The sequence below is a fragment of the Sphingobacterium cellulitidis genome (assembly GCF_043187465.1).
GTDB classification, from domain to species: domain Bacteria; phylum Bacteroidota; class Bacteroidia; order Sphingobacteriales; family Sphingobacteriaceae; genus Sphingobacterium; species Sphingobacterium cellulitidis.
On sequence record NZ_CP171136.1, the window covers coordinates 3,875,659 to 3,889,113 of the forward strand.

The window sequence follows — 13,455 nt, forward strand, 5'->3', positions numbered from 1 at the left end:
TTTGATGATAAAAGCTGGATTCTCCGCATTTGCCCTAACTCCTACCTCAATTAATTTTTTTCGCTCATCGGTAGCTGAATATAAGTCATAGAATGATTTATAGCTAAACCATCTCCATAACCCTGCTGGCCAAAGAAATAAGCAAGTTCATCAAAGCCTGCATTGTCAATTTGATCGGAAACGAGTTCAAAGAGAGTCTCGGTTCTTAGCGTATTTGATCCTGTGGCATTCCAATAGGCACCTAGGCCTGAGGTAGGAACCAAAGTCACCTTTGAATTATCAATAACCTCCTTTGCTTCATTCAAAGCCAATTGATATGCCGCATTGTTGCCTTTATGTAAATTAACCCTTGCTTCTAACGCTCGAACAGCATATTTCGTAAATCTACTGGTATTTGTTCCTGTCGTAATTAAAGTATAGGCCTGCCCTAGGTCTGCTAAAACTTGCTTATAAACTTCATCAACAGTATTCCGAGCAGGCATTCCTTCAATATCAAACTTCAATACCAAGGGAGCTCCCATGCCATTTGGATTATCCGTATAGGGCCTAGCGAAAAACCTAACCAATTCAAAATACATTAATGCCCGAATGGCATAGGCTTCTCCCTTGTATTGGTTTATATTTACCTCATTACCAGTGGGTGTTGAATGAATAATATTATTCGCACGGTTGATGACGCGATAGGCGTTAGTCCATATACCCGTATACCACTGGTTGTTAATGACAAAATTCAAATTGAATATTTCCGTATATCGTCCTGCATTCCGAGTCGATAAAGTCACATTATCTGCCCAAAGATCTCCCATCAATGGAATACTGCGACCATATAAATCAAATACCCTCATCCCAGCGTAAGTTCCCGTAACGGCAGATAATAAATCTGTATCCGTCAATAATGCCTCCTTTTCATCCACCGCAGTATAGGGAGGCAGATTTAAGAACTCCTTCTTACATGAGCCTAATATGGTCAAACAAAGGAATCCGATTAATAAACTAGATTTTATATTTAGTTTCATGTCTTTACATTTTTAAAATCCTACATTAATACCAAATGTGTATGTCTTTGGAATAAATACATCAAAATTGGTAATACCTTGTGTTCCTCCAGCAACTTCCGAACTTCCTGATTCCGGGTCAAATGGTAAAGTGTCATCCTTTACCCATGTCCATAGATTAGAACCACGGAAATAAACCCGTAAATTACTGACCTTCCAATTGTTAATAATAGATGACGGCAAGGAATAACTCAATGTAATATCTCTTAAACGAATAAAACTTCCATCTTTAAGCAAACGGTCAGATGCAGCAAACGAGTTCCTATTCCCTCCAAAAACAGGCTTCGGAACATTCGACTGATCCCCTGGCTTTTGCCATCTCTCTAATTCCATCGCACTTTGGTTATAACTACCATAATAGGCTCCACCACTATTCTGATAGCTATAAAATCCTTGATAAATATGATTTCCAAAATTGTAATAGAAAAATGCATCTAGACCAATGCCTTTATAATTCATGTTCGTTCCAAAACTTCCAAAATATTTAGGCATTGAAGATTTTCCTAAATCAACCCGCTTCGCTAACCGATAGTCATTTGTAGTTTCTGTTCTTGATTCGTCGATATACCATTTTGGATCTCCATTCTCTGGATCAGCACCTGCCCATTGTGGTAAGAAAAATGAGAAATAATCCTCCCCAACTTTTCTACGGTATGGACTCTCAACTAAATCATCTCGAACCAAACTCGTCGTTGTATTTTTATTCGCAGATATATTGAAACTTAAATCCAACCTGAAATCATCAGTACGAACCGGAGTACCATTGGCAGTAAACTCAATACCCCTGTTTCTTAAACCAGCAAAGTTTGAAACATAATCCGGAAATCCGGTCGATAAAGGAATTGGAACCCGGTATAATAAGCCCTTCGATTCTCTATTATAGAAATCAAATACGGCAGATAATCGATTATCTAAAAATGTCGCATCCAAACCTACATCAAATGAATTCGTTCTTTCCCATGTCAAATCTCGTAATCCATATTGGATAGGACCACTACCAATATTGCCATTATAAACAAAATTGTAGGTTGTACGCGTGTATCCATATAAGGTTCTCCAAGTATTATTACCAATACCAGCATTACCTGTGACACCATAGGAACCACGTAACTTCAAAGCATTAATGAATGATATATCCTTGATAAAATCTTCCTGTTCAATATTCCAGCTACCTGCAGCGGACCAGAAATTACCAAATTGCTTTTCTTCACCAAAACTAGAAGAACCATCATTACGATAACTCCAAGAGAGAACGTACTTGTTTTTATATGAAAAGTCCCCTAAAGCTAAAAATGAAGCAAAGGAATAATCATCATTGGAACCCGAAGCGCCAATTGGGGTAGCTCCAACGGATGGAACAGTGTATTTCGGGTTTAATGGAACTTTATAAACAGCAACCGAAGAATAGTAGGATTGAGATTTTTGAGCCTCATAACCCACTTTAACATTAGCTACCCAATCCTTTGCTTGATCTATATCCCATCTATAATCAATTAAGTTTGTCCAAACCCAATTGAAATATCGAGTATAATCCCGATAACTACGACCTCCAACGTTTCGACCATCACCATAATTTGGATTATTATAATAGTCCTCTTCGATATTATTATAGTCTATACCGTACTTGCTGGAAATTTTTAAATTCGGTAGGATATTATATTCTCCATAGATACTACCAATAGCTTTTTGCGTATTATTATTACGGCTATCCTTGTCCAAAATCTCTAAGGGATTATAAAGTCCGGCGCCCGCAGCTAAGGGACCGGAAATAAAATTAGATCCATCATCATTTCTTGCCCGAAAATTAGGCATTAAGAAAAAACTCGTCAAAACTGGATTCCCGAATGCTCAACTATTTAATAGTCCTCTTAAATTTGAACTGGAACCCAAAATATTAGCCCCAAAAGTGAATTTATCACTTGCCTTATGCTTCAAATTGATTTTCCCAGAATACCTTGTAAAATCAGACTTTGGAATGGTTCCTTCTTGTTTAAAATATCCCCCACTTACACTAAATGTCGTCTTATCATTCCCACCATCAGCAGCCAAATTATATTGTTGTTGATTTCCTCTACGTGTAACGACATCATACCAATTCGTATTCACATTCGGATCGATGCCAAAACCATTTTCCCCAGTCACGAATTCACGAATATTTCCTTGGTTTAAACCATAATTTGCCGCCATCCCAGCATTGTTTAATAAAGCCTCCCCAATTAGCATGATGTTTTCCTCTGTGGTAAGAGGTCTAGCGCGTCCCGGACTAACTCCCGGTTGCACTGAACCATAATCTGCATCCAGAGAAATCCTTGTTTTTCCCGATAGACCTGACTTCGTCGTAATCAAAATAACACCATTACTCCCCCGAGAACCATAAATCGCGGTAGAGGCTGCATCTTTTAAAACCGTCACATTCGCCACATCATTCGGATTGATACCTGCTAAAACATTGGCAGTTGGGGTAGCACGGGAAAGATCCCCCGAATTCACTGGAACCCCATCAATCACATACAAAGGAAGTGAAGAGCCACTAATGGAACCCAATCAACGAATTCGGATATTCTGCATCGAACCTGGCTGGCCCGAACCACCTGTCGATTGTAAACCCGCAACCTTTCCCTGCATAGCTCTATCTAAGGATGGAAATGGCGTTTGTGCAATTTCTTTTGAACTCACAACGGTACTCGACCCAGTTTGCTTTAAACGCGTAGTCGTACCATAACCGGTAACAACGACCTCATCCAAGGCCGTAACATCCTTAATTAATTGAACATCAATCCTGGTCCTAGTCCCTACATTTAATCGCTGACTCGCATAGCCAACAAATGAAAAAGCTAAAATAGATTGATTGCTTACTGAAATTGAGTAATCTCCATTCCCATCGGTTTGAGTAGCTAAGGTTGTGCCTACCAAAACCACTGAAACCCCAGCAATAGGACTTCCATCGCTCGCAGATGTTACCCTCCCAGTAACCTCCCGATTTTGCGCATAGGCCACCCCTAACAGGCAGACAAACACAAAAATAAACATGAGTAATCTTTGTTTCATAATTTAATTGTTTAGTAAATTTCTTTATATATACATAACAAATGTTAAGTAAGCGAAGTTAAATTGGCTCCTAAATCCGCTTTAGATTATATTATTATAAATTTGATTAATTTATTTAATATTTCAAAGTGATTGCCAATAATTTATTAATCTTAGATTATACTTTATATATCAATAGGCAACATAAAAATCATAAAGAAAAAGGTTTTAGCCTTATATAGTTTTACTAGAATTCAAATAAAATTTAATAAAAACAGAAGAATAATTTTTGGAGATTTTTTTCCTGCAGTTCAAATAAAATAAATCTGAACGGAGAGCTTCCAAAAATCAAGGAGGTTAACAATTGCACACAAAAAAAGCGACCGAAGAAAAATTCTTCGGTCGCCTATTTAGACCCTTGTGACTGACTAATTCGTCAGAGTCTATATTTTATTCAAGACTAGTATCCGTCGTTTTGAACTAACTGAGGGTTTCTTTGAATATCATTCAAAGGTAATGGGAATACCAATCTTCCGTTACCCCATTTGTATTCTGGAACAACACTATGCGCAGGTAGGTTTCTACCAGTACGTAGGAATTCGAATAATCCTTGTCCTTCAAATGCTAACTCAATTCTTCTCTCATTTAAGATCGCAGCAATTAAATCAGATTTGCTTGCTGGAGCAACTGCTGTAGCTTTTGATCTTGTACGAACTTGGTTAACTAATGCAATAGCATTCGCATCAACTCCTGAAGCAATATTTGCTAAAGCTTCTGCTTTGATTAATAAAATCTCAGAGTAACGTAAGATTGGAGCCCAGTCAGATACTTTCGTATATTTCGCAGTCCAAAATGCACCGTTTGCTTCTGTAATTAATTCAGTACGTCTTAAATCTGTAGCACTCATTAATGCAACATATTTAGGATCAATTTGAATATCCGCTCTTTGCGTTGGACCGTAATGTTGACCTAATGCATTATTCGTATTCGGGTTATCACCACCGTTGTGAGCTACTGAGAAAATGTTCTCAGGAGTAATGTAGGTATCAAAACCTTCTAATGGTGAAGCATTTAATTTATATACTTTTAACGCCTCTACCTTATTAGCATATTCTAAGGCTTTAGCATAATCTTTCTTATACAAGTTAATTCTTGCTAACAATCCGTAAGCCGCTCCTTTTGTTGCACGACCAACATTATTGATCGATGGAGTACCACCTGAATTAGGCAAATCTACAGCCGCTTCTTCAAGATCCTTGATCATTTGATCATAAACCTCTTTTACAGTGTTTCTTGGCACTTGGTTCTCTGGTGCGAATGGCGCATCAGTAGCTGTTAACACCAATGGAACTCCTAAATGTGTAGCTCCAGATGTAAATCCATAAGGTTGAGCCCAAAGGTTAACCAAATAGAAGTAAGATAAGGATCTGATAAACTTAGCCTCAGCAATAAATTGCTTCTCTTTATCCGCAGTTACTACACCTGGATTTGCAGTAATATTCTTAACGAACAAGTTTGCTTCGTTAATTGTTCTATATCCTGCTGTCCATGCTAATCCTACTATACCATTGCTGGAATTTAAGGCGGTAAAGCTAGGGATATCACCAAAATATGTTGGGTTCCCACAGTCAATTCCTCTGATATCAGCATAAATCAATACGCGTCCACCTAAGTACTCTGCATTTTGCAATGCATCATACATACCCACAGCAGCTTTCTCAACACGACTTGGATCTTTGAAGATCTCAGTTGGTGACAAGTTTGCATATGGTTCTTCAAATATTTGCTTTTCACATGATACAAATGTCGCTGAAGCAACTAAGATACATGCAAAATATTTCTTAATGTTTTTCATCTTGTTCTTATTGTAATGAAATGTTTAAACCAAGTGTATAAGTTCTAGGTTGTGGAACAGATCTGTTATCAACACCAATCGCGATGTTTGAGTTATTTCTGTTCAAACTAACCTCTGGATCTTGACCTGTATAGCCAGTAATTACAAATGCATTGTAAACTTGACCATACAATCTTAAGCTACTGATACCCCATCTAGATAAATCATTGAATGTATACCCTAAACTGATCGTACGCATACGCAAGAAATCACCTTTTTCCAAGAAACGAGTTGACGCTTGGTTAGCAGTAGTTTCTGTCATATATAATTTCGGAACGTCAGTTTGTTGACCTGGTGTAGTCCATCTGTCTAAAATTTCTGATCCGTTGTTTACAAAGTAGTTTGACAATAAAGATGCTCTTGTTGAGTTATAGATGCTGAATCCGCCAGTATAGACCATTGAGAATCCAAAATCAATATTTTTGTAAGTAAAGTTGTTATCTAAACCACCATAGTATTTAGGTAAACCTGACTCATCTAAATATTGAGCATCTCCACCTCCAACGCCTGAACCTGCAGCTGTTGTAACTCCATCAGTATTTGTATAAGTCCATGATTTATCTGCCTGATTGTAAGTTTTGTAACCACCATCAGCAGTGTACCACATTGGATCTCCAGTTTGGCTATCAACACCTCTCCATTTGATCAACTTGTAAGTACCTAATCTTCTTCCAACGCTTGCAACTGAGAATCCATCAACCATGTCAGCACCTTCTGTAACTAATGAAGTTACTTCGTTGTTAACTGTTGTAAAGTTCAAAGATGTATTCCAAGTGAAGTTTTCACGAGTCATGGTTTTAGCATTTACTGAGAATTCAATACCACTGTTTTTCATTGAACCAATGTTCGTCTCAATTGCACCACCCGGTACACCAACAGTTGATGGTGGGTTAGCATTCAAGATTAAACCTGAAATATCATTCTTGTAATAATCAACAACGAAATTCAAACGGTCATTCAAAATAGTGAAATCAACACCAACATCTAATTTTGTTGATGATTCCCATCTTAAATCAGCATTACCCATTTGTGAAGCAGAGAAACCATTTAATGTAGTATATGCTCCACCACCGTATAATGTACGCGCAGCGTATGCTCCAACTCCACGAGAGTTACCTACTTTACCGTATGATCCTCTTACTTTTAAATAGTTCAACCACTCAACATCTTTTAAGAAGTCTTCATTTGAAGCAACCCATCCTAATGACATTGAAGGGAAACTACCCCATCTTGAGTTCAATCCAAAACCTGAGAATGCATCTGAACGGAAAGCAACTTCAGCTAAGTATTTATCATTGAATACATATCCAACACGTCCAAAATATGACTGTAAACCTGTTGAGAATAATGTACCACCTGACCATAACATTACATCTGATGTTCCTGGTACTGAACCAGTATAAGTTCCATCAATCAAATCAGTAAAGAATGTATCACTGAAGTCATTACCACCAGCATATACTTGTTTCTCTTTCGTGAACTGTGATTCCATACCTAAGGTTGCAGAAATACGGTGAACCCCAAATTGTCTATCGTAGTTCGCGTAGTTTTGCCAAACCCATTGATTTCTGTAACGAATATTGTCCTGAACCATACCATTGTATGACATACCTAATCCACCAATTAATGGATGAGCATATTGATGCTCGTAGTTATTTAAGTAGTCAATACCATATTTTGTCGAAATTTTCAATCCTTGGATTGGAGAAATCTCAGCATAAACATTACCTAATAATTGCTCAGGTGTATTTTGGTTAAATTGTAATGCAGATGCAGCATATGGATGCGCGATGTTTCCACCAACTAAGTTTGTTCCATTTACTACACGTGTATTATTTCCGTATGTTAAGTATCCGTTTGATCCTAAGTTATATCCTGTAGAAGTTGCAGGATTTGAAAAGGCCATTGTAGGGAATGCTTGTAATGCAGAAACAGTAACACCATTTACATAACGGTCAGTTAATACACCATTATTTAAAGTTTTTGAGTATGAAAGGGAAATTCCAGTCTTCAACCATTTAAGTGGATTGATGTCAGTATTTAAACGAACCTGTCCAGTTTTTAATGAGTTGTTCTCTAGAATACCTTTTTGATCTAAGTAACGAACCGATCCAAAGTAGTTAGCTTTCTCTTGTCCACCTGAAATCGATACAGAGTTATCATATCCAATACCATTTCTGTAAACCTCATCTAACCAATTTGTTCTATCATTTACTCCATCACCATCAACATCTGATTCTTTCGCAATTTCTGTTACACCAGAAAAATACTTAGAAGCATTGGAAATCTTCTCATTACTGATTTTCATGAAGTCCTCAGCACCTAACATATCCAACATCTTCGCTGGACGGCTAAACGTTGTTTTGGAATCAAATGCAATGTTTGTAGTTCCTTTTTTACCACGTTTTGTGTTAATTAAAATTACACCATTCGCAGCACGTGAACCGTAAAGAACTGCAGCACTCGCATCTTTTAACACCTCAATAGATTCAATATCATTGCTATTGATCATCGCTAATGGGTTAAAACGTGTTCCGTTTCCTGAGTTAAATACGTTGGTGTTCTCAACTGTATTCATTGGAACTCCATCAATAATGTATAATGGCAATGAACTTGATGAAATGGAGTTGATACCACGGATACGAACGGATACACCATCTCCTAAGGTACCACCTGATGATCCTACTTGAACACCAGCCATTTTTCCTGATAGTGCTTGGTCAAAACTCAAACTTGGCTCTTTCGCTAATTTATCCCCAGAAACTCTACTTTGAGATCCTGTTAAATCTTTGATTAAACGAACACCATAACCTGTAACAACAACCTCCTCTAAAGAAGTCTCATCAGTTTCTAACTGAACATTTACGGTTGTGTTGCTTCCAACACTAACTCTCTTTGATGCATAGCCTACAAAAGAGAAGTTTAATGTAGCGTTGCCTTCAACAGAGATACTATAATTCCCTGATCCATCAGTCTGAGTAGCTGAACTTGTACCCACAACTAATACTGACACGCCACCAAGCGGGGCTCCATCGGTAACCGAAGTTACTTTACCACTCACTTGACGATTTTGCGCAAACGCTACACCAACAATGCAGGTTAACACAAAAATTAAGCTGAGTAATTTGTGTTTCATAAATTTTGCTATTAATTAAAAGTTTTAAAACAGAGTCTGTTAAAAATTGTTAAACAGTTGACAAATATATATTTCCCTTAAATATTTCACAAACATATTCATGAAACATCCAATTTTTATCAAATAAGTAACAAATAAGTTAGTTATTCAACTAATTTATAATTGATAGCAATATTATTTAGTAAAGTGTAGTTTTTTAATATAAAAATGACGTAAATGAATAAGATTTTATTACTAAAACAGAGATAATTTTTCCTTTATATTATTATATTACAGGTATTTAGGACATTCTATTGCAATTTTCTTAATATTTCTAGCTCATTCCTTGTTTAAACACCTTTTAATTGAAATGGAATTTTAACCTACTTAAACCACTATCTTAAAAACTATTTCCAGAAACAGAACTTTAAAATATAATAATAGACCTATTCAAAACAACACAAACACCTAACAGCATTTGTCAGAATATTATTTCGAATCATTCACACTAAATCAAACATTTCTTAACAAACAGCCTGCATAATATACCAGCAAATCGCTCTAGTATTTACTTTGTGTAAAATAAATGATACACAATCGTTACTATTTGATAAACCAGCATGAAATCTATGTTCAAACAGAAAAATGAAAGAAATTATGAAACTTTCAAACTATTTCTTCACAAGAAACATATTGTCATTTCAAGAGCAATGAAATAAAAACTATAATAGACTGAAAATCAATTGCGATAGAAATATTCTATTTATTGAAATAGGACCAAAAATCTTCTTAAAATCTCCGCTATAATTCAGAATTCCTGCTAACGAATACCGCAGGACCAGAAGTGTTCTTTTGAATTAATTAGCATTAAAAAAGGGATTGAACAACGTTCAATCCCCTAGCAATATTAAAGGTAGAATTAGCTTAGGGCTAAGCAATAACTACCTATTTACAAACACAAAAAATTCTTATTAATTTCCTAATCTTAGAAAATCCGAGTCCTAAACTCCTTAATGCTTAAAGTGAATTTATAGGTAGTCCTATAATTTAAATCCTTCCCATCAGCATCTTTTGCCGGAGTCCACTTTCCTGCTCTTCGTAATGCACGTATAGCTGCATCAGCAAGTTCATAACCTGGATCGTCCTCTAGCTTGATATTTGTCGGATCTCCATTGGCTTTGATATCAAAGCTCAACACAAAATCCCCTTGGATTCCTGCATTAAGAGCTTTTTCAGGATATCTAAAATTCTTGTAGAACTTTAAATCAAATTCAGCATCTCCGTCTACTGGCTTGGCACCAGTAATTTTTGAAGACTTATCAATGACGGACATCCCTGGAATTGCGTATGGAAAACGAACCCACTTTGCAACATCCTTTCCATTCTCTTTCCCCGCAGTCCAGTCGCCAGCTTGTTTAATAGCTTTGATCAAATCTAAGGCGCCATTTTCTCCAACATTCTTAACGATATGAATTGAATCCACCTTCCCACTTTCAGAAATTCGCAATTCCAACACAATCTCTCCTTGCAACTTCTTCTCTGAATCTGTTCTTTTTGCAGGAAAGTTTACATTCAAATATTCTACAAATTTGTCAACTCCACTCGGTGGTTCCGGATCAACCTGCTGTCCTAAACCAACAAAAGGTAACAGTAATAGCAAAATTAATAGTCTCATAATATTTCAAATTTGATAAATAACACTTTCCTTAAACTTGAAGCAAAAATAATGCTCAAAAAAAGGGAGGCATAGTACCTCCCTTTATATTTCAATATTTATTATCTAGCTGTACTGTAGGTAAAGACTTCATTAAATGTTAATCTTACATTCCCTGCTTGAGTCATGAAATAACTTACTTCAATTTTCGCTGCTCTACCGTCAGGACCAAAAGTGATTTTATTTACACCAGCTGGATCTAATTTTGCATCACGAGATTGAGAGTTATTCGAACCGTAAGCATTTCTAACTCCAGTGATTTTACCAGTTGTAGGATCAAAATCAAAAATGGGACAGAAGTTACCATAATAAGTGGCACCACCAGTTTCAGTTAAGAAAATAGTACCGTAAATTCCGTAATAGTCATCATGGTACAATACTGAATTAGGTCCATAAGTTTCTAATGCAATCGCTCTCTTAGGATATTGCCCAATATTCTTAGATCCAAGATCTGCAGCAGATCCAGTCACAGTATATACACCATCAACTTTATTCTTCGCACCTATACCCACTAGGATAGCACCAAAGTTCCCAGAAATAGTTCCGGAGGAAACAGATTTAATCCGAAATCCTAAAGCATATGCCTCATCATAATCAAACTTCTCCGGAAATACATTCACCACCAAATTAGCAATACGCTCTCCTTGTGGAATAGTTACTTCTAAGGATGGAATTTGATAATATGAAGATTTCAATGGCACATAGCCAGTCTCATTCTCTTCGTTGTATTTCTCTAGAATGGAATTATCCAATTCTAAAACTATTTTCACATCTCCTGAAGGATTATAAACTCCCGCAATCTGCAATGGAATCATTAATTCATCCTTTGGTTTAATATCATACATCCTATTGAACAATGGATAGGTGCTTGATTTATCAGATGCTGGTGCGGACATATTCTTGAATTCAATAATATTCTCTACAGCTCCATCTGCATCGGGACCAATTTTCTCTTTATCTTTCAGACATGAAGAAAACAGGACGGGAACCATCATTGCCCCAATTATGTATTTTATAACTTTTTTCATCTTAATCTAAATTTATTTTGCCCAAAAAATCTTCGAAGTAAATTTGTCTACAGATGGTACATTTGAACCATTGTAGGCAACTTCCGTATTTGGATATGGAAATCTTGTTGGTAATTTATCCGGTGAAGTCGCAGCTGATTGAATAGAAACAAATGTATTTCTAGCATTCGCTTTATTATTCAAATAAATCTGATTGTTTGCCGGGTTACGAATAGAAGGATAATTTGTTCTTCTAAATTCATTCCATCCTTCATGCGAAAACAATAAATTGAAAGCAATAAATTTTTGAGTAATAATGGCCTCAATTTTCTTTTCAGTGGTAGTTGCAAGGTCAAAGTTTACTAAAGCACTTTCAGGATTTTCTCCTTTATATTTAGTCAAATATTCTTCAGCATTAGCGCCGTTAACAACAACATCAGTTTCACCTTTATTTAAATATAAATAGGATGTTTTAATACCATTCTCAAAATAGGTCTTTGCATTTCCAGTCATGATGCCTCTTAATACAGCTTCTGCAGCTAAAAAGTTAGCCTCTGCTGCCAGCATAACTGGTTGACCTGCTCCTGGACCTTTTGTAACACCATATCCGCGGTAGTTCGAAGGACCAATATTCCCATTCAATGGACTTAAAACCCAAGTAGAAGGTGATAAACCTACAGCTGTAACATCAATATCACCAAGCTGGTTCTGCGGAGAATTTACACCTCTTTGATAAATTAAATCTGCACGACCTTCATCATCAATTTTATAACCATCATAAAACGACATAACATAACGTGTTGGAATAAACTGTGTACCCCATGTTCCTGGTGCATTTCCAGCTGCATTATAAGACCATGTGTTCCACATAGGATTATTCTTTCCATCAATATTTGTAAACTTAGGATTCACAATCGCATCATCAGTAATAATACCAATCGCATCGATTGATTCACTAGCAAATGTAACCTTGCCTTTTCCTTTGACTACTAATTTTAATTTCAAAGTATTCGCAAACCTAGCCCAATTTTTAGCGTCGCCTTTGAAAAGCACATCGGCAGTTGTAAATGCTGGAGTAACTTCCGCAGTCTTGAAAAATGCAATAGCAGCATCCAATTTCTTCGCTAGATCAGCATAAATATCTGTTCCTTTGTCAAATTTCGGATGAATGATAGCAGTCCCTTGCAAAGCCTCTGAATACGGAACATCATTATAGGTATCCACTAAGTTCATGAAGTTATAAGCCTTCATGATTTCCGATGCTTGAATAAAGGCCTGACCTCCTTCAGCTTCTGCAGAATTTGTAACTACATACTGATAATCCGTCAAATTATTATAAGCATCTCCCCAACGCGCAGCTTCATGTCCCGCTGGCCAGTTATAATCTAGGAAACCTCCGCCCCATCCACTCACTCCACCTGCGTTCGCGATATACATTAAACGCATTCCCGAAGTATTGAAAGGAACCACATTTCTCGCGGTCTGAACAATCGCTTGTGGCAATACCAATTCTGGTGTAGAATAGGTTGCTTGATTCGGGTTGTCATTGATATCTAGCGCCTTCTTACAGGAGCCCAAGCTTAGGACCAAGCCTAAACCCAATGACATATATTTAAATTTATTCTTCAATAACATATCTATTC

Annotated in this window: 9 protein-coding genes; all 9 read right to left on the minus strand. The window is 36.7% G+C overall.

Going from position 1 to position 13,455, the window contains the following annotated elements; all coding sequences use genetic code 11:
- Positions 1-50: 50 nt before the first annotated feature.
- Positions 51-1,016, minus strand: coding sequence for a RagB/SusD family nutrient uptake outer membrane protein (locus tag ACF3OC_RS16985; RefSeq protein WP_392470098.1), 966 nt, complete (start codon positions 1,014-1,016; stop codon positions 51-53).
- Between the two features lie 12 nt (positions 1,017-1,028).
- Positions 1,029-2,867: a SusC/RagA family TonB-linked outer membrane protein gene (locus tag ACF3OC_RS16990; protein WP_392470101.1), complete on the minus strand. Its 1,839-nt coding sequence runs from the start codon at positions 2,865-2,867 to the stop codon at positions 1,029-1,031.
- A 36-nt stretch (positions 2,868-2,903) separates the two neighbouring features.
- Positions 2,904-3,599: a TonB-dependent receptor plug domain-containing protein gene (locus ACF3OC_RS16995; RefSeq protein ID WP_094258496.1), complete on the minus strand. Its 696-nt coding sequence runs from the start codon at positions 3,597-3,599 to the stop codon at positions 2,904-2,906.
- The gene (locus ACF3OC_RS17000; protein ID WP_094258495.1) at positions 3,600-4,103 is read right to left on the minus strand and encodes a carboxypeptidase-like regulatory domain-containing protein; all 504 of its coding nucleotides are present in this window, start codon (positions 4,101-4,103) and stop codon (positions 3,600-3,602) included.
- Between the two features lie 439 nt (positions 4,104-4,542).
- Positions 4,543-5,937 (minus strand): RagB/SusD family nutrient uptake outer membrane protein, encoded by a 1,395-nt coding sequence (locus tag ACF3OC_RS17005; protein ID WP_094258494.1) that lies wholly within the window; start codon positions 5,935-5,937, stop codon positions 4,543-4,545.
- A 7-nt stretch (positions 5,938-5,944) separates the two neighbouring features.
- Positions 5,945-9,112, minus strand: a complete 3,168-nt coding sequence (locus tag ACF3OC_RS17010) for a TonB-dependent receptor (RefSeq protein WP_094258493.1) — start codon at positions 9,110-9,112, stop codon at positions 5,945-5,947.
- Positions 9,113-10,076: 964 nt separating this feature from the next.
- Complete coding sequence (locus ACF3OC_RS17015) at positions 10,077-10,766, minus strand: energy transducer TonB (protein ID WP_094258492.1); 690 nt, start codon at positions 10,764-10,766, stop codon at positions 10,077-10,079.
- Positions 10,767-10,867: 101 nt separating this feature from the next.
- Complete coding sequence (locus ACF3OC_RS17020) at positions 10,868-11,833, minus strand: DUF1735 domain-containing protein (protein WP_094258491.1); 966 nt, start codon at positions 11,831-11,833, stop codon at positions 10,868-10,870.
- A 12-nt stretch (positions 11,834-11,845) separates the two neighbouring features.
- Complete coding sequence (locus tag ACF3OC_RS17025; RefSeq protein ID WP_094280575.1) at positions 11,846-13,447, minus strand: SusD/RagB family nutrient-binding outer membrane lipoprotein; 1,602 nt, start codon at positions 13,445-13,447, stop codon at positions 11,846-11,848.
- Positions 13,448-13,455 lie beyond the last annotated feature (8 nt).